Annotated in this window: 20 protein-coding genes; 12 read left to right on the top strand and 8 right to left on the bottom strand. The window is 71.1% G+C overall.

Annotated elements, in window-relative coordinates; translation table 11 throughout:
- Positions 1-32: 32 nt before the first annotated feature.
- Positions 33-1,103, bottom strand: coding sequence for an IS481 family transposase (locus tag ACOTKD_RS36295; RefSeq protein WP_424893264.1), 1,071 nt, complete (start codon positions 1,101-1,103; stop codon positions 33-35).
- A 195-nt stretch (positions 1,104-1,298) separates the two neighbouring features.
- Positions 1,299-1,562, bottom strand: a complete 264-nt coding sequence (locus tag ACOTKD_RS36290; RefSeq protein WP_424893263.1) for a hypothetical protein — start codon at positions 1,560-1,562, stop codon at positions 1,299-1,301.
- Positions 1,563-1,670: 108 nt separating this feature from the next.
- Here ACOTKD_RS36290 and ACOTKD_RS36285 point away from each other — a divergent pair, with 108 nt between their 5' ends.
- The 10 genes from ACOTKD_RS36285 to ACOTKD_RS36240 all read left to right on the top strand — a co-directional run bounded on the left by ACOTKD_RS36285 (position 1,671) and on the right by ACOTKD_RS36240 (position 10,766).
- Positions 1,671-1,889, top strand: coding sequence for a hypothetical protein (locus tag ACOTKD_RS36285; protein WP_424893262.1), 219 nt, complete (start codon positions 1,671-1,673; stop codon positions 1,887-1,889).
- A gap of 311 nt (positions 1,890-2,200) precedes the next feature.
- Positions 2,201-2,482 (top strand): hypothetical protein, encoded by a 282-nt coding sequence (locus tag ACOTKD_RS36280; protein ID WP_424893261.1) that lies wholly within the window; start codon positions 2,201-2,203, stop codon positions 2,480-2,482.
- Positions 2,436-2,945 carry a DUF6879 family protein gene (locus ACOTKD_RS36275; RefSeq protein ID WP_424893260.1) on the top strand — a complete coding sequence of 170 codons (510 nt, stop codon included), beginning with the start codon at positions 2,436-2,438 and terminating at the stop codon, positions 2,943-2,945. Before ACOTKD_RS36280 ends, ACOTKD_RS36275 begins: the two co-directional genes overlap by 47 nt.
- Positions 2,946-2,978: 33 nt before the next feature.
- Positions 2,979-3,821, top strand: coding sequence for a helix-turn-helix domain-containing protein (locus tag ACOTKD_RS36270; RefSeq protein ID WP_424893259.1), 843 nt, complete (start codon positions 2,979-2,981; stop codon positions 3,819-3,821).
- Positions 3,822-4,014: 193 nt separating this feature from the next.
- Complete coding sequence (locus ACOTKD_RS36265; RefSeq protein WP_424893258.1) at positions 4,015-4,233, top strand: hypothetical protein; 219 nt, start codon at positions 4,015-4,017, stop codon at positions 4,231-4,233.
- A 382-nt stretch (positions 4,234-4,615) separates the two neighbouring features.
- The gene (locus tag ACOTKD_RS36260; protein ID WP_424893257.1) at positions 4,616-5,887 is read left to right on the top strand and encodes a transcriptional regulator; all 1,272 of its coding nucleotides are present in this window, start codon (positions 4,616-4,618) and stop codon (positions 5,885-5,887) included.
- A 212-nt stretch (positions 5,888-6,099) separates the two neighbouring features.
- A complete protein-coding gene (locus tag ACOTKD_RS36255) occupies positions 6,100-6,228 on the top strand; it encodes a hypothetical protein (protein ID WP_424893256.1) in 129 nt (42 codons plus the stop codon).
- A gap of 88 nt (positions 6,229-6,316) precedes the next feature.
- On the top strand, positions 6,317-8,050 hold the full coding sequence (locus ACOTKD_RS36250; protein ID WP_424893255.1) for an asparagine synthase-related protein: 1,734 nt from the start codon (positions 6,317-6,319) through the stop codon (positions 8,048-8,050).
- Positions 8,044-8,757, top strand: coding sequence for a lasso peptide biosynthesis B2 protein (locus ACOTKD_RS36245; protein WP_424893254.1), 714 nt, complete (start codon positions 8,044-8,046; stop codon positions 8,755-8,757). Before ACOTKD_RS36250 ends, ACOTKD_RS36245 begins: the two co-directional genes overlap by 7 nt.
- Positions 8,758-8,888: 131 nt before the next feature.
- Positions 8,889-10,766: an ABC transporter ATP-binding protein gene (locus ACOTKD_RS36240; protein ID WP_424893253.1), complete on the top strand. Its 1,878-nt coding sequence runs from the start codon at positions 8,889-8,891 to the stop codon at positions 10,764-10,766.
- A 140-nt stretch (positions 10,767-10,906) separates the two neighbouring features.
- On the opposite strand, the gene ACOTKD_RS36235 is transcribed toward ACOTKD_RS36240, so the two are convergent.
- The 6 genes from ACOTKD_RS36235 to ACOTKD_RS36210 all read right to left on the bottom strand — a co-directional run bounded on the left by ACOTKD_RS36235 (position 10,907) and on the right by ACOTKD_RS36210 (position 13,807).
- Complete coding sequence (locus ACOTKD_RS36235) at positions 10,907-11,524, bottom strand: hypothetical protein (RefSeq protein WP_424893252.1); 618 nt, start codon at positions 11,522-11,524, stop codon at positions 10,907-10,909.
- Between the two features lies 1 nt (position 11,525).
- Positions 11,526-12,023: a hypothetical protein gene (locus ACOTKD_RS36230; RefSeq protein ID WP_424893251.1), complete on the bottom strand. Its 498-nt coding sequence runs from the start codon at positions 12,021-12,023 to the stop codon at positions 11,526-11,528.
- Positions 12,024-12,120: 97 nt separating this feature from the next.
- Positions 12,121-12,552 carry a hypothetical protein gene (locus ACOTKD_RS36225; RefSeq protein WP_424893250.1) on the bottom strand — a complete coding sequence of 144 codons (432 nt, stop codon included), beginning with the start codon at positions 12,550-12,552 and terminating at the stop codon, positions 12,121-12,123.
- 162 nt (positions 12,553-12,714) lie between these two features.
- The gene (locus ACOTKD_RS36220; protein WP_424893324.1) at positions 12,715-12,960 is read right to left on the bottom strand and encodes a hypothetical protein; all 246 of its coding nucleotides are present in this window, start codon (positions 12,958-12,960) and stop codon (positions 12,715-12,717) included.
- Positions 12,961-13,096: 136 nt separating this feature from the next.
- Positions 13,097-13,390, bottom strand: a complete 294-nt coding sequence (locus ACOTKD_RS36215) for a hypothetical protein (RefSeq protein WP_424893249.1) — start codon at positions 13,388-13,390, stop codon at positions 13,097-13,099.
- A 219-nt stretch (positions 13,391-13,609) separates the two neighbouring features.
- Complete coding sequence (locus ACOTKD_RS36210; RefSeq protein WP_424893248.1) at positions 13,610-13,807, bottom strand: hypothetical protein; 198 nt, start codon at positions 13,805-13,807, stop codon at positions 13,610-13,612.
- Positions 13,808-14,636: 829 nt separating this feature from the next.
- On the opposite strand from ACOTKD_RS36210, the gene ACOTKD_RS36205 reads away from it, so the two are divergent.
- Both ACOTKD_RS36205 and ACOTKD_RS36200 read left to right on the top strand, forming a co-directional pair.
- Complete coding sequence (locus ACOTKD_RS36205; RefSeq protein ID WP_424893247.1) at positions 14,637-15,062, top strand: hypothetical protein; 426 nt, start codon at positions 14,637-14,639, stop codon at positions 15,060-15,062.
- Positions 15,063-15,682: 620 nt separating this feature from the next.
- Positions 15,683-17,086, top strand: a complete 1,404-nt coding sequence (locus ACOTKD_RS36200) for a replication-relaxation family protein (RefSeq protein ID WP_424893246.1) — start codon at positions 15,683-15,685, stop codon at positions 17,084-17,086.
- Positions 17,087-17,271 lie beyond the last annotated feature (185 nt).

Here is a 17,271-nt window from a genome sequence, read left to right as displayed (position 1 = left end):
CCCACCCTAGATGTGGTGTTTCAGGACGTTGGTTACACGAAGTCCTCGAAGCTGAGCTGCTGCGGGATGTCGACGAGCGGTTCGGGCGGCTGGTCGAAGACGAGCCGGTAGTCGCTCCCGGCGGTCCGGCTGATGGGCGGTCGGCCGCCGAGCGCGGCGTGCGGCCGGTCGTGGTTGTAGTAGTTCACGAACTCGGCGAGCGCGACGCGGCGGTCGTGCTCGGACGTGTAGTCGCGCACATACGCCCACTCGCGGGCGAGCGTCCCGTTGTACCGCTCCACCTTCCCGTTCGTGCGCGGTGTGTACGGCCTGGTCCGCTTGTGCTTCGTGCCGGTCGCGGTGAGGGCGTTGGCCCAGGTCGTGGACCGGTAGCACGAGCCGTTGTCGGTGAGGCAGCGGCTGATCGGGGTGATGCCGTGGGCGGCGAAGAAGGCGACGGCGCGGTGCCAGAACGCGACCGCGGTGACGGCCTTCTCGTCTTCCAGGGCCTCGGTGTAGGCGAGTCGGGAGTGGTCGTCGAGTGCCGAGTGCAGGTAGGTGTATCCGACCTTGCCCGTGCCTGGTCCCGTGCGTTTGGAGGCGCGTGCGGCGTCGGTGCCGACGCCGTGCATGCGCCAGCCGCCGCCGTCCGGGATGCGGCCAAGTTTCTTGATGTCGACGTGGACCAGGTCGCCGGGCCGCTCGTGTTCATAGCGGATGACCTCACGGAGCTGCTCGCCCGTGGGCGGGTCCAGGTCGCGGAGCCGGTTCAGCCCCCGGCGCACGAGGACGCGGTGGATGGTGGCCGGCGCCACGGTGACGCCGTGGAGGCGGTGCAGATCGGCGGCGAGGCGGGCGGGCCCGTGTTTGGTCTGCCGTCGCAGCGCCTCCACGAGGTCCGCGATGTCCTCTGGGGTGCGGTGGGGGCTGTGGTCGGGGCGGGAGGAGTGGTCGGCAAGGCCGTCCTCACCGTGGGCTCGCCAGCGGGCGTACCACTTGGCCGCGCAGCGGCGGGAGATGCCGGCTTCGGCGGCGACGTGGGCGATCGGTCGTCCGGCGTCGACTCGCAGGCACAGCCGCAGGCGGCCCTCCGGGGTTAGCGGGGCGTTGCGGTGCCCGGCCATGGTCCCCCGTGCCGGCTGGACTTGCCGGGCTGGGCTATGCCGGGGCCTTCGCGGCCACCGTCGTGCTGAACCATGTGCACCTCACCGTTCACCACTGGGCCATCTGACAGTCCATGGTGAACGGTGCCACTGACAACGGCCCGTGGACGCAGGTCACGTGGATGCGATGCGCTCCACGCAGCAGTTTCGGTGTGGTCAGGCGAAGTCAGGCGGAAGTGCGTCAGGGATCTGGGCCATGGCATCGGTGATGAACTTCGCCGGCAGGACCCGGGACTGATCGGGCTCCAGCTCGGCGATCCGCTGACGAAGCCGATCAATCTCCGGCTGCACCACCGCGAGAGCGGCATAAGCCATCTCATGGCAGATGGACGGACCCAAGGTGACGTTGACGCCATCGCTCTGGTCGATTGGGACGTGACCGAGGACGCGTGCGACGTGATCAAGCAGTGTCTCGTTCAAGAGATCCTCCTGTCCGATGGATGCAATGTCCCTGCTCAAGGTGGCTAGCCACCTCTATTTTACGGACATGATGGACCGGTGGCTAGCCACCATGAAATGCTGAGATCCATGCCCAGCCAGCACCGGAACCCCGCCGCGGTCTACCGTCCGGACCCCGAGCTCCACCAGCGCGCCAAGACCGCCGTCGCCGACGTCGGCTCCGACATGAACGCGCACATCATCGGCTTCCTGCGCTGGCTCGTCGGCGACACCAACGACCTCCCCGCTCGCCCGGCTTCAGCGGATTGCGAGGAGGTCAGCAGGAAGGCGGGCCCGGCCGCCCGTTGATCGCGGCCGTGGCACCAACCTCATGAGACGGCACACCTAGAGAGGCGTCGGCGGCGAGGGCGGAGGTTCCATCCCGGGGCCACCCGTCCGGCTGATGCCCTGCAACGGGGCGGGGCGGTCAGAAGCAGCAGGGCAACCGGCGACCTGGAGAACCTGGACGGGCTAGGTGAGGGGTCTAGGTCAGCTGCTGGTCTGCGGGGGAGCGGCCGGCACCGACCGCAGCCCAGTCTCCATCGAGGCGCTTGACGAGCTGCCGCAGCGAGAGAAGCCTGGCGCAAGTCCGCGCAACTTGCTTGGTACAGGAGGCGATTGTGGACCTACAGTTCATGGGCATAGACCCGGACACACCGAATGGCGGGTCCCCGCAGGTGTGGCTGGAGACGGAGAAGGCCGAGATCCTCGTCCAGGGCTGGCGTCCCGACGATGAGACGTGCACCAAGATCAGTGAGACGGAGTGGGTGCAGGGCCACCCCATCGGTGTGCCCGACCATGAGGCCGTGGTGCGCATTCCCGTCCGGATGATCCCGATTTTGAGGAAGGCGTGCGATGCAGCAGAACGTGCCGGACTTCACCGCCCTGCTGAGGAGTGCTGAGCGTTCGGCGGCGCACCTGGAGATGCGCGACTCCTACATGGACGACCCGGTGTTCACCGCCTGGCGCGACGGGCGGACCGGCGAGCTGCCGGAGGAGTACCAGGAGTGGTCGGGTCTGGTGAAGGAGACCGTGGGCCGGGGCGTGACCTTGCGCCGGGCACGCATCGTCTCCGAGCCGGTCACCGACTACATCCGGTGGGAGCACGCCATCACCACTGAGCACAACATCGCGGCCGGCGAGCAGGTCCGCTGGCTCCCGCGTCGTCTCGCCTCGGATATCGCGCTGCCCGGGAACGACCTGTGGCTGATCGACGACCGCCGGGTGATGTTCCACTGGTTCACCGGGGACGGCGACTGGGCCGGGCACGAGTTCAACGATGACCCCGCCGTGGTGAAGATGGTCACCACCGCCTTCGAAACCGTGTGGGAGCGTGCCATCCCGCACGAGCAGTACACCGTCTGAGCAATATCCTCCGACCGCACCCGGCAGCCAGCCATGTCCTCGTCCTCCAGCGTCGTTGAAGCGCGTCAGGCTCTCGCACGCCGCCTTTCCGACATCCGTAAGGACGCCGGTCTCAGCGGGGACCAGCTGTCTGCCCAGTGCGGCTGGCACCCCGCCAAGACCAGCCGCATCCAGAGCGGGAAGTCCACCCCGTCCGAGGCCGACATCAAGGCGTGGTGTGCCACGTGTGGGGCCGAAGGTCAGGTCCCCGACCTGATAGCCGAGGCCCGAGCGGTGCAGACGATGTACACCGAGTGGCGCCGCATGGAGCGCACCGGACTGCGTGCCGCGCAGGAGTCCGTGAACAGCCTCTACGAGCGCACCGGCCTCTTCCGCGTCTACGCGAGCCGCGTGATGCCCGGCATGGTGCAGACCCGCGCGTACACCGCGGCCGTGCTGCGCTCCATCCAGCGCGAGCGCGTGGCTGTCGATGACGTCGAAGAGGCCGTCGAGGCCCGCGTGGAACGGCAGCAGAAGCTGTTCTCCGGCCGGCACCGGTTCGGGCTGCTCATCGAGGAGTACGTGCTGCACGCGGCGGTGTGCGATGCGGAGACGATGGTGGGCCAGCTCGGGCACCTGATCAGCGTGAGCGCCCACCCGTTCGTCAGCCTCGGCGTCATTCCCACCGCATGCGACCGCCCCCACCTGCCGGTTGAGGACTTCTACATGTTCGACGAGGCCGAGGTTGCGGTCGAGCTGACCTCCGGCTACCTGCGCATCACCCAGCCCCGAGAGATTGCCGGTTACACCCAGATGTTCACCGACCTGGCCAGCATGGCCGTCCACGGCGCGCAGGCCCGGCAACTGATCACCGCAGCGATCAACGCTCTCGGGTGAGTTTCCGCAATCAGCCGCAATTTCATTGAGGGTTCCCGCCAGCTCTTCCTACCGTCATGGAAGCCGCCGGCTCCCAGCTTCCGGCACGACTCCCCGCATCCGGCGGCACCCACGCCGGCAGCCCTCCCGTGCTTCCCCCTCGTGCGATCAGAGCTGCCCTCCCGCTTGGAGGTCACCCGCCATGAACCCTCGCATGTCTTCCCGCCCGTCGCTCCCCGCATGGCTGCACGAGGGAGCGCACATCTTCGACTCCGTTGCGGAGACGGAGGCGATCGTGCAGTTCATCGGGGAGTGGGAGGACCCCAACACACGGCGCCGCATCCCGCAGGCGATCTTCCTGCGCCCCGTGAGCGGCGGCCGGGAATGGGTCGTGGAGAACCCGAAGGCGCTGAAGAAGGCGGGCGGCCGGTGAGCGGCTTCACGCCAACGAGGGCGAGCTGATCGATGTCGATCATCCGCTGCGCGCCGTCCTGGTCCTGCTCGTCGGGGCTGCCATCCCTCCAGATGCATGCTCGTCTCCTCCCATCACGTCCTCGGCGCCGGACTCGCATCGGTGGTGCTACGACGTGGTGAACGCCCGCGCCGGGATCATCGACCACCGTTACGGGGCGCCCTGATCCTCTCCTTTTGGTGATCGGCCTCGCGGGACCGGCTGTCGTGCTCCACGACCAGGCCGGCCGCCACCATGAGGAGCGGGGTGCCGGTCCGGCGCCGGCGGCCAGCCGGACTCCTCGCCGACTGGCTGACCTCCGGCCTCTCCCCTACTCGTTCGTGAAGGGGTATGAATGTCTGTGATGCCTGAACCTCCGGTGACCGGCGAGCGACTGGGCCCGCTGATCCGCATGCTGCGTCTGCGCGCGGGATGGACGGAAGACGACCTCGCGCGTGCCCTCGTCGCCGACTCCGGCCGGACCACGATCACCCGGACCGAGGTGTGGCGGTGGGAGGTGGAGTACGAGGGCCGCACGACGGGCCCCTTCTGGCTCCCGCACCTCGCTCACGTCCTGAACGTCCCGCTCACCCGCTTAAAAGCCGCGCGGGCGGCCTCGAAGGCGGCTCGCCGGATCGGCCACATCGCCACCGCCACCCCCACCGAGGTTCTGTCCTCCCTCCTCCCACCCGGCGAACCCCTCGCCCCGTGCGGCACACATGCCGGGCGCCGGATCGGCCTGGACGACGCGGAGGCGCTCCTGCGACGCGTGCACGGCCTGCGCCTGGCCGATGATGTCCTCGCCGGGGGCGACCTGGTCGAGACGTGCGTGCGCGAGCTGCGGCAGGCCGTGAACCTCTTCAACCAGACCTCCCACACCGAAGTGGTGGGGCAGCGCCTGCTGGTCGCCGTCGCCGAGATGGCACAGCTCGCGGGCTGGGTGGCCACCGACACCGGCGGTCGGGTCGACCCCGAACCGCTCTTCCGGCTCGGTGCCTCGGCCGCCCGCCAGGCCGAGGACGGCGCCCTGGCCGCCCACCTGCTCGGCTCCTGGGGCTACTGGACGGCGAACACCGGCAACCCCCGCCGGGGCCTGGAACTCGTACGCGCCGCCGAGGCCGCGGCCGGCACCGATGCTCCGCTCGTGGCGCGGTCGCTGACGGCGGCCCGGCTGGCCTGGACAAGTGCGCTGGCCGGCGACGCCCAAGGAGCCTTGCGCGCGATGGGGGAGGCGATGGAGCAGATCACCGACGCCGGCCCGGGCGAGGCTGCCGACCGGCTGTGGCTGTACTGGGTGGACATGCCCGAGCAGGAGGTCATGGAGGCCCGGGTGGCCACCCAGCTCCACCGCCCCCTGCGGGCCGTCCCGCTGCTGCGCCGCGCGCTGAGCGGCTACGACCCGACCCACGTCCGCGAGTACGCCCTGTACCTGTCCTGGCTGGTCACCGCGCTCCTGGACGCGAACGAGGCGGAAGAAGCAGCCGCCCAGGCGCATCGCATGTTCGAGATGGCGGCCTCGGTCCCCTCGGCGCGCGCGGCCGAACGCGGCGACGTAGTCCTCGCCGCCCTGCGGCATCACCGCCGAGTGCCGGAAATCGCCGAAGTCCTCGCCCTGTGGGACGCTCCGCCCGCGTGACGGCCGCCCCCGTTTTGGCAGACGGCTTGGCACACATCCCGGCACTGCCCCCGTCCGCCTGATAGCGGTTCACTCGATACCAGGCCGAGGGCAGCAGCCCCGCTGACCAGCAGGGATCTTGCTCTACGGCGCAACGTGCACCTGTCCGACATCGAGGGCCGCCGTCACACAGCACCACCAGAGGGCGGCTCACCAGCCACACGGAGGCACAGATGAACGAGCAGCCCATCCGCGGGTTCGACCCGCAGATCAGTGAGCACGACGTGGACGAGCTCACCCTCGGCGACAAGACCTTCAACAACGCCGATGGCTCGCAGTACTGGGAGTCCGAGACCACCTGACCTCGGCCTCTTCAGGCACATCGATCGTCACCTCCGGGGCCCAAGCGCACACGGCTTGGGCCCCGGCCCATGCCCTGGAAGGAGCGCGATGAGCAGCACGTTCGAGGTGATGTGGACCGCTGGCAACGGGCCCGGCACGGCCGTACGGTCCGGCGGCGGGGCCACGGTACGTACGGTCGTCGACGGTCCGGTGCGGCTGACGGTCGTGGGGGAGTGCGGCGCCACTGAGGAGCAGCTGCACGCGGCCTTGGGCGCGGTCGCCGCCGGCCAGTGGGTGCAGCTGACGAGGTGGCCGGGCTCGTACTGGGTCATCGGGGACCGGCCCGGCGAGCGGCTGGTTGCCGGGGATCTCGCTGGCCTGCGCGCCGTGTTCTACACGGTCACCGGAGACACCGCCCGGTGGGCGAGCCGGGCTCGGGACTTGGCTGACGGATCGCCGGATCTGCCGCTGCTGGCCGCACGCCTGGTGGCCACCGACCACTGGCCCGACCGCAGCCTCTACCCCGGCGTGCGCGCCGTGCCTGGGGGCCAGGCGCTGCTGCTGACCCGCGGCCTGGTGCGGCTGATCGACGTCACGGCCGTGCCCTGTCGGCGGTCCCTCGATGAGGGCGCCCCCGTCTTCGGGCAGGCCCTCACCGACGCGGTGGCCCTGCGCATGCGCAGCGGGCCGGGGCCGGTCGGCGCGGACCTGTCCGGTGGGCTCGACTCCTCCACCGCCGTCCTGCTTGCCGCGCCCCTGGGCGAGGTCCGCGCGGTGACCTACAGCGACCCCTACACCAGCAGCGAGGACACGGCCTTCGCCATCCGCGTCGCCGAGCACGCGGGCGTACGCCACCAGGTCGTCGCCGGCGGCCCGGCGCAGCTGTGCTTTGACTTCGCCGAGGGCGTCCCGGCCGGCGACGAGCCGTGCCTGAGCGTGGCGAACTCGGCGATGGAAGCCGCGTACCTCGCCCCGGTCGCCGGGCTGCGCTGGCACCTGACCGGGCACGGCGGCGACGTCGTCCTGAGCATCGGTTCGGCGCGCTTCGTCGGCCTGCTGCAGGCCGGTCACCGCCGCGAGGCGCACCGGAAGGCCGTCGCCTGGGCGCGGGCCCAGAGCACTGCGCCCGGCCCCGTGTGGCAGCAGGTCAAGGACGCGTCCGCCGGGTACCCCTCCGCGCTCGCCCATGCCGCCGACCAGGTAGCTTCCGGGCGCCTCCCGGCGCCCGGCCGGGTGAGGGCCTGGTCGTGGGTGCAACTGGGCGCTGCGGCATCCTGGCTGACTGCCGGCGGGCGCGAAGCTGTGGCGGATCTGCTGCGGCAGGCCGCGCACCGGGCTATGGACCGGCCGGCGGTCGAGTTCGCCCAGTGGGATGCGCTGCACTTCACAGGCGCCTGCTCCCGGGCCGCCGCCCCGCTGGACACCTCCCGCCAGATACGCCCCGAGCACCCGTTCCTCGACAACGAGGTCGTGCGGGCCGCGTTCGCCGTCGATCCCTTCGACCGTCCCCGCGTCTTCAAGCCGCTGCTTGCCGCTGCGCTTCCCGACCTGCCACCGTGGCTGACCGGCCGCCAGTCGAAGGGCAACTTCACCCCGTGGCGAATCGCCGGCCTGGCCCGGCACCTGCCCCGCCTCCGGGACTTCATCCGCACCTCCCCACTGGTCACCGAGGGGCTCATCGACGCGGGCGCGGCCATGCGGTCGCTGGATGTTCTGGCCCGGGGCGAGGACTCGATGGGGCTGGCCGACCTCCACATGCTCCTCGTGGCCTGCCACTGGCTCGCCCACCCGCCCACACCCGCGCCCGCCGCCGGACACACGGAAGGGGCGACACGGTGCTGACCACACCCGAAGGGGTCCATCACGCCTCGTGCTGCGAGGGCACGGCGATCCTCGACACCCGCTCCGACCGGTGGGTGATGCTCGATCCGGACGCCTCCCGCATCTGGCAAACACTCCTCGCGCGCGGCACCACCGACGGCCTCGCCCACGAGATAGTCACATGGTGCGGGGCGGACGAAGCCACCGTCGCTCCTGCGGTCGCGTCGACCGTCGAGCACCTGGTGGCCCGCGGGCTGCTCACCGACACCGCCCTGAGCCAGTCGGCACCCGCGCTCGAGGACCTGGCGCAGCAGCCGGCGCCGCCCGCCGTGGCCGTCCCGGAGCAGGTTCCCCTCCGATTCCGTCTGGTGGCGCTGGTGGCGCTCGCCCTGGCGCTCGTCGTCCTGCGGCTGCCGTTGCGCACTCGCATACGGCTGGTACGGGCCACTTCCCATCTGCCCTACGCCTCGCCGAAGACCCTGGGCATGCTGCACGCGGCCGTGCTGTCGGTGCGGCCGCCGTGGTGGCGCGGGCGGCTCGCGTGCATGGAGACCAGCCTGACGGTGGTCGTGGCCGCCGCGCTGGTGGGACGCCGGGCTCGGTGGGTGCTGGGCGCCCGGTTCCTGCCGCACGCCGCGCACGCGTGGGCGGAGGTCCCCGGCGGGGCATCGGGCCGTGACGGGCAAGACGCTGCAGACCGCCCGTGGATGGCGGTGCTGATCACCTGACCCCCATTCACTCGCAAGGGTGAATTAACTCTTTCGAGGTTGACGCACTGGAGGGGTGGCCTGCGAAGACGGTCCCGGGCCGGGACAAATCACCCTTGCCGACGCGGAGAATTTACGAGCGTCATAGGCACGTGACACACCCCTCCACCGTCCCGGGCACGGCCCCGGTGATGCACCTCAAACCCGGCCGGCACCACGACGCCTCCACCAACCTCAGCACCCGGCAAATCGCCCGCCGCCTGCCGCAGGCCCTGCGGCAGGCAGTCCGCCTCGGCTGGCACACCGACCGGCACGCCATGCTGCGCCTCCTGCTCGCCCAGCTCGCCGCGGCCGTGCTGACCGCCTTCGCTCTCGCAGCCACCGCCCGCGTCCTGGCCATCGCCTTCTCCAGCCGCACGGACATCCCCACCGGGCTGCGCCACGCCGCGGTGCCCCTGATCGTGGTCGCGGTGGCGGGCGCCGGCCGGTACGTGGCCGACGCCTTCGCCCGCGCGGCCGCGGCGCAGCTGGGCCCGAAGGCGGTCCGTGAAGCCGACCTCGCGGTGATCGATGCGGCCACGAGTGCCGAGCTCGTCGCCTACGAGGACCCGGCCTTCATGGACGCCTACCGGGCCAGTAGCGAAGGCGCCCAGGCCGCCAAGGACCTCATCACCGGCGCGCAGATCCTCACCTCCGCCATGGCCCAGCTCGTTGCCGCCGTCGGCGTGGTCACGGTGCTCCACCCCCTGCTGCTTCCCCTGCTCGTCCTGGCCGTCCTGCCCCGGGCGTGGGGAGCGGTGCGCGCAGCGAGGACCGAGCACGCGGCCCACCATCGCTCCGTCTCCGACCGCCGGCTGCGGCAGACCTTCCGCGACCACATCACCGACCGCAACACCGCCCCCGAGGTCCGCGCGGGCACCATGGCCCCCTACCTCACCGACCAGTACCGGGTGATCTCCACCCGCCTGGAAGCCGAACAGGCCACCGCGGCCCGTCAGGCCCTCTTCGTCAAGGGCGCGGGCGACTCCCTCGCGCAAGCCGCGATGCTGCTCGCCTGGGGCATGCTGGTGGCCTTGATCGCCACCGGCCGGATCAGCCCGGCCTCCGCCGGCGCAGCTGCCGTGGGCATGCGGACATGCGGCGCCGCCCTCGGCTCGGCCGTCACTGCCGGAGCCGGCCTCTTCAAGCTGTCGCTGCTCCTGGACGACTGGGCGCGCTTTTTGAGCGTCGCCAAGGACTGGGCGAACCAGCGTGGCGCAGCCGCCGTACCCGCAGACGGTCCGCGCACCATCACCGCATCGGCGGTGGCGTTCGTCTACCCCGGCGCTGCCACACCTGCTCTGCAGGACGTCACGCTGACCATCAGCCGGGGCGAGGTCGTGGCTCTGGTCGGCGAGAACGGTTCCGGCAAGACGACCCTCGCCAAGCTCCTCACCGGCCTGTTCCTGCCCACCAGCGGCACTATCGCCTGGGACGGCACCGACCTCGCCGACGCCGACACGACCGCGGTGATGCGCACCGTCTCGCTCGTGCCCCAGGACTACACCCGCTGGCCGCTCGCCGCCCGGGAGAACATCACCCTCGGCCAGCCCCAACCCACCGGCGACGCAGCGGTACACACCGCCGCCCAGGCCGCCGGAGCCGACAAGGTCATCGCTGCCCTCCCCGACGGCCTGGACACTTCACTGGCCCGCTCCTGGTGGGGAGGACACGACCTGTCCGGCGGCCAGTGGCAGCGCATCGCCATCGCCCGCGCCTTCCACCGCGACACCGCCGTCCTCGTCATGGACGAACCCACCGCCGCCCTCGATGCCCGAGCCGAACACCAGGTCTTCTCCCGGCTCCGGGGCCTTGCTGGCGGCCGCGCCGCTCTCTTCATCACCCACCGCCTGGCCAACACGCGCCTCGCCGACCGCATCGTCGTCCTCGACCAGGGCCGCGTCACCGAGACGGGCACCTTCGACGAGCTCATCGCCCTGGGCGGCCTGTTCTTCGAGCTCTACAAGCTTCAGGAAGGCGCAGACGATTGACGCCGTTGCCGCGGACCCGGTTGCCCAAGTAGCTCCCGACAGCGCCCGATGGTCCATAGCCGAGGGTGGCCACGAGCGGAGACCGTCGGGTAGGGGGCATCCTTACGCCTCGGCCAGGGCCGAGGCGTTGGCGCCTTCTTCTAGGACGGTGTCGGGCTGGGTGCGCCGGGTAGTGCGAGGTCGCCCAGGACCCGGTGGAAGCCCAGCATGCTGCCGATCGCTGCTTCGACGGATTCCGCGTCCAGCCGGTGGTCGGGGCTGGTGTGTTGCGCGCTGCAGGTGTAGGTGACGCTGCCATCGGTGACGGTCAGGGTGGCGTTGGTGCGGGCGTGGCACTGGGGGCACTCCAGCGGGATGCGGCTGAGTCCGGCGTCCCAGGTGAGTGTGATGGTGCCGCGGACATGGAGCTCCTGCCGTGAAGGCCGGATGCTGTGGCCCTGCTCGTCGGTGGCCAGGGTGTCGATGAGCATTTGGAAGCGGTCGAGGGCGGCGTGGGCCGGAGTGCCGTCGGTGGTGTCGTGAGCGTCGAGGACGGCCTCGGCCGGCTGCAGGGCCCCGATCAGCCGCCCTTTGGACAGGGTCGTCTCACCGGCGAGCTGGCGGTAGCCGTGAATGTGCCGGGCGGTGAAGAGCCCGGCGCGGAACAGTCCTGTGACGACGGTCTGCTCATGCGAGGTGGGCCACCAGATGCCGGCCCGGTAGTCGTCCAGCAGGTCGCTCGAGGCTTGGAGCAGGGACGACACGGCGTCGCTGGTCACGTCAGAAGTCTCCCTCGTCAGGGTCCTGGTACCGGGATCTCGCTGCGGCGGCGGCTTGCAGGGCAGCGCGCCGGTCGGCGATGGTGACAGCAGAACCGGTAGTACTGCTGTCACGAAGGTGGTGCCGGAGAACATCGAGAGTCGCGTGCTGGACGGCCGCGAAGACGGGGCCGCCGTGGGCGTCCAGGAGGTGAGCCCGCTCGGCAGCGCCGCAGGATTCCACCGCTGGGCATTCCCGCAGCGCGCTCACCGGGCATTCACGCAGACTCTGTGACAAAGCCTCCAGCGGTGCCCCGATGATCTCCGGGCCTTCCCGGCCGGCCGTGGCTGCCCACTGGGAGATCGAGGCGGCCAGCAGCACCACGGCCTGCGTACGCAGCGGCTCTCCACTCATCCCGGGGGAGGCGTCGGCGTGCCACAGCACCATCTGGTCGGCCGCGCTGACGGCGTATTCCCACGTGGTTCTTGGCGTCCGCGCTTGGCTCTTCCTCTCGCTCATGTCCGCACTCTCTCGTGACTTCGATCCGATGACCAGAGGCAGCCGAATGCTGCTACATCTCCTATTGGCCGTCCCAAGAACTGGCGTAGGGATGCGGTTATCCCCTCCGGTCCTCGTGCTGTCGGCCGGGTCCGAGCCGGCGTCGCCGTTGTCGGACGGGGACGTCCGCGACCACGGCGATCTGATCATTGCCCTGGGCTCGGGTGAGGTGCTCGAGCAGTGCTGCGGTCGTACCCGTGATCGGGGCGAGGAGCTGCGCGGAGTACGCGTCCAGGGTGGAGAGCGCCTCCACAAGGGTGTCGATCGCGTCCACGGCGTCCTCGACAGCGACGGCGCTCCAGCCCGTGGGGTGCGCGGCCTCGGCGAGACGGCAGGCCGCCTCCGCCACGGCATCGGCGTATTCCTCGACACCCGGTGCGGCACCGGCGGAGAGATCTATCGCCTGCTCCACGAGGGGCGGTTCGGGGACGGGGGCGATAAGAGTGCGGAGTCCTCGGCCGAGGGCGCGACGCGGCTGCGCTGTGGTCACGTCAGGAGTCTGCCGTACGGTCCAGCAAGGGCCGGGGCCGAGGTCCTCCCACGCGATCGAGCGCGTGCACGGCGCGTCTTCGGCATTGGTGCACAGTGGCGCGGTGACGGTGCGGTCCGCGACGTCCAGGAGCACCGGGATACACGTCCAACCGCTGACCGATCAGCCCGCCCACCCGATGTCCCGGACCTCGATCGCTCCGGCATGCGGCATGTACTGGATCCAGCACCGCCGTCCGAACGCCTCCCGGATCTCCTCCACGGAGCCGGGATCGCGGACGTCGGGCCAGGCTCGCGGATCCATCCGGGCGACCTCCACGAGCGCCATGACTTCCCATCGGGCCTCGTCGCTGGGCAGCTGCGCCATGACCTCGACTGCGAGCTCCTCCACCACCACGCCGTACCGCACCCGCACACCCCCCATGTGATCGGCTCGGCAGCAGGGTACGAAGGAACCGCCGATCACGTTCCGGCCTGTGGATAACTTCGACCCAGGATGCGCGGGAGACCACAACGGCGCGGGTAATTCGCCGTTCGCGGGCGCCTCATGGGCCGGTGAAGATGTCGTGTCCGCCGATGCGCCGCCAGACGATGTGCTGCGCGCCTCGTATCCGCTCCGTCCCGTACGACCAGGTTGCACGACCCCCTCCGGACCACGTGAGCTCGTAGACGCCCGGCGCGCAGCGGACGCGTTTGATGCGAAGGCCCGCGCGGAAGCGGCCGGTGCGGAGGTCGGGGACGAAGGCGCGAGCGACGACGCGGCGGAAGGTACGGCGCTGTTCGGGGGTGAGGCGACCAAGATCGGCGGTGAAGCGGGGCAGGGCCTCGTACGTAGGCACAGCGAACTCCTCCAGAAATGCACGAAGCCCCCGGCCGGCGGCCGGGGGCGGGGGTGGCTGTTCGTGTGAAGGCGTCGGTGACGCGGTGCGCTCAGTAGTGGTGGGTGGTCGCGGAAGTCGCGCGCGGTTGTGCGCTCGATGGCGGTGGAGCCGGTTGCAGTGCGATTCCGGGGCGGGTGGGGCTCATGTTCTCGGGGTGCAGCATTCGCGCGTCCGGGGTCAGATCTCGTAGAGGGCGCGCATCACGTCCGCCCACTGCTGGGGCCGGACGGTCTCGCAGCCGGGGCAGCGGCGGTCTGTGATCCAGACACGGGCCGGGTGGCCCTGCTGGCCGGAGGGGCGGGTGCGGCCGTACTCGATCCGGAGCGGTCGGCGGCACAGCGGGCAGAGGTCTTTGTGAATGGGTTGGTAGCTCATGGGCGGGAGGGTGCACAGGGCGGCGGCTTACCGTCTCGGGCTGCCGTGGCGGCCTGTCCGGCGGGTGCTCCGGTGAGGCTTCGGCCACTACCACTTCCCCACCAGCGGGAAGTAGGGGAGCGGCAATCCAGCACCTGGTAGTGGTGACGGTTCCGGGCAACGTCCATCGAGTGGACCGCACGATGTCCCGTACCGCACCGAGTGCGCGCCGTCCGACGATGCACGGCACTCTCGCGCGCACCCAGTGCGCATTCGGTGCGGGCAGTGCGGTGCGCCGAGTGCACCGCGAAGCGCACCGGCGATGCGCCGTCGGGTACCCGGTGCGCATCGAGTGCGTCGCGTCCTCGGCACTGGTGCGGGCGTGCGGTCACGGTGGGTAAGGCGGTGCGGGAGGTTGGTGCCCCTTGACCAGCCCCTGGACCGCACCGCACCGACCCCTTGACCAGGGTCGTCAGTGCGGGTGAATCCCCTTGACAACCCCCGCTAGGCGCCCACATTGTCCCGTTGTGTGTGCGCGATGCGGCGCACCGAGAGGAGAGATCTCCCTCCGCACCCCGGCTCGCGCATTGTCACTCTGTGTCAACTGGGGCGGGAGAGTGGCGCGCACCCCGGCACCGGGCGGCGCACCGCGCGGAGGGAGTGCACCGCATCATGCGCGCCGGGGGAGAGCGCCGCGTCGGGGTGCGCGTCGGGGGTGGGGGAGTGCGGTGCATCGTGCACGCGCATCGCATCGGTGCGCACCGCACCGCGCACCGATGCGATGCCAGGTCGCGCGTCATGGTGCGCGTGGCGCGCGGCTGTCGCCGTACGGCGGTCCTACGCTCCGCCCGTGGGACAGACTCCGGCGCAGAGAGGCGCCAAGGCGGCTGGCGGGCAGCAGTCGAAGAAGAAGCGGTACGGCAAGGCGCAACGCGAGGCGGTCAAGCGGGCGCAGGCGGCGAAGAAGTCCGGCGGCAAGCCGGCCGTGAAGAAGGCCGTGGCGAAGAAGGCGGTATCGCTGCCGCGTGGTGCGGTCCGCGCCGCGTATGCGGGCACCTGCCCGGCCTGCTCCAAGGGCTACGGCAAGGGTGAGGTCATCACGAAGGTGACCGAGGGCTGGGGGCACCCGGGGTGCGCGCCTCGCCGGATGTCGGCGGCCGAGCTGGCGTTCGCGCGGAACAAGGCCGCGATCGAGAGCGGGGAGACGTTCCGCTCCCGCAAGCCCTCGGACTGGCGGCTGGGTTCCTCCCCGTCCAGCACCCGCCCCGCCCGGTGAGGACGGCGGGCTACGGATCCCTCGCGCCCGCGCGGGGATGTTCCCGGTCACGGACAAACCAGTCGTGCAAGGGGTGGTCAAGGGGCATAACGGACAGCGCTAGCAGGGGTGAACAGACCGCGGTCAAGGGGCGATCTCGCAGGGTGGCGCCCGTCCCGCACGCGTACGGATGCGCGCGGGACGGACAAACAGCCACCCCATCCCGGCCCCGGCCGGGAGAAAGCGAGGCCCACCGTGCCCCCGCCCGACCCCACCGCCCCTTCTCCGCGCCGCGCCCGTCCCAGATCCTGGAGCTGCGCACGCCGCCGCGACGTCGCCGCCTGCCCCGGCCACGCTCACCACGCCCGGTCCAGGGCAAGCCTTGGTGAGCCCCTGCTGCTGGCGCTTGCGTTCCCACTGCCGATGCCACTTCCGTGCCCGGCACCCACCAGGCTCGCATTTCCCCTGCTCACCCCGGCTTTCCGGGGATGCGGCGGATCGTCACAACCCTCTTCTCCGCTCCTGGACCTGAACGGACTAGTGGCGGAGGAGAGCATCGGGCCCGGGAACCCAGAGCCCTCACCGGCCGGGGGCCGGCGCCTGGCCGCTGACGGGTCGTGGACGTCGGGAGGGCGGATCTGATGGCGAGCCAGCGCAAGGCGAACCCGGCGGGGTCGTCGAACGATCTGCGCGCTGATGTGCTGCGCGTCCTGGGGGTGCTGAAGGTCGCCACCGCCGATCAGATCCAGCGGCTGTCCTCTCCGCACCTGACCTACCGGCATACCCTCAAGCCGACGGCGGCCAAGCGGAAGGAAGCGCGCACCGCCTCCCACCGGAGCGCGGCGAACGACCTGCGCAGGCACGGCCTGGTCCTGGGCGGCGGCCGCACCCGGGACGGGGAAGAGGTGCGCATCCTCACCCCGGCCGGTCTGGCCGCCGCCGGGGTCGAGCTGGACCGCGTGCCGGAGGAGATGGGCGGCATACCCAAGGGCGTGGGCCGTTCTGGGGCGTCACATCCCATGACGGTCACCGAGACGGTCATCGCGATGATCCGCCCCAAGCCTAGCCTCGCCCTGGTCGCGGGAGAGCCGGCCGACGCGGTTGCCGCCGCCCGGGCCGCCGTCGATGCCCCGGACGGTGTCGGCACCATCGCCTCTTACTTCACCGAGGTCGCGCTCCCGGCGAAGGGCACCTGGAAGAACCCCGGCCTGGGTAGCGTCCGGGCCGACATCGTCCTGACCGCGCCGGAGGCCGGGGTGCCGCTGCTGTTCATCGAGGCCGACAACTGCTTCGAGGACGCCGCCCTCATCGCCGCGAAGTTCGACAAGTACGCCCGCTTTTTCCAGAGGAAGGAGACGGACGCCGACGGTATCGCCAAGCCCTTGTGGCGCACCCGCTGGTCCGCACCCGAGTCGGAGCCGTACGAACGCGTGCACCCGCCGGTCCTGCTCGTCTTCCACCAGGTCGGCCCGCGCCCCGCCACCGGCCAGATGAAGAAGGTCGCCGCACTCACCCGCCAGCACTGGCAAGGCACCTTCCACCGCGGGGACGGCTTCCACTCCTACGACGGCCGCATCCCCATCGTGGCGACCACGCTGGAGTGGCTGCGCGAATACGGCCCGGCCGGCCCCGCGTTCTGGCGCTTCGGCCGCGAGGGCCGTCAGCCGCTGCTGGAGGCGATCGGCAACCCCCGCCGGGACGCCGCCCTCGCCCGCCGCCGGGATGCCGCCCGAGCGGAGGAACGGCGCCGCGCGGAGAAGGAGGCCGCGGAGCGGGAGGGCCGCCGTCCCGTGTGCGCGGACTGCGGGCAGAAGTTCACCGACGCCCGGTGGAAGGCGGTCGACTCCCGGGGCTGGAGCCAGCCCCGCGCATCCCATCCGCACCTGTGCGACGCATGCCAGAGCCGGACCATCGTGGCCGAGAAGCAGGCCGAAGCCGACGAGCGCGAGCGCCAGGAGCACGAGCGGCGGCGCCAGGAGGCGGAGGTGGAGGCGGAGCAGGCCGCGCAGAAGTCCGGCGGCTGGCTGTCCCGCTTCCGCACCTGACCCGGGCAAGCCGAAGGCGACCCTCCCCGCCCGTTCCCTTTGGCGTTCCAGGGGTCGCGCAACCGGGCGGCAGGTTCTGCCCCCTTCTGCTCCCGCCTTGCCGCTGGGTATGCCGGGCACCGACGACAGCTGCTGGTTGCCATGCCGGTGTCGCGTTGCGGTCGTTGCAGCGCGGGGTTCGGCGT

Origin of the sequence: Streptomyces sp. XH2, assembly GCF_049725035.1 — a bacterium.
Classification (GTDB): domain Bacteria; phylum Actinomycetota; class Actinomycetes; order Streptomycetales; family Streptomycetaceae; genus Streptomyces; species Streptomyces roseoverticillatus.
The sequence above is the reverse complement of the archived record's forward strand: the minus strand, read 5'-3'. Positions and strand labels throughout refer to the sequence as shown.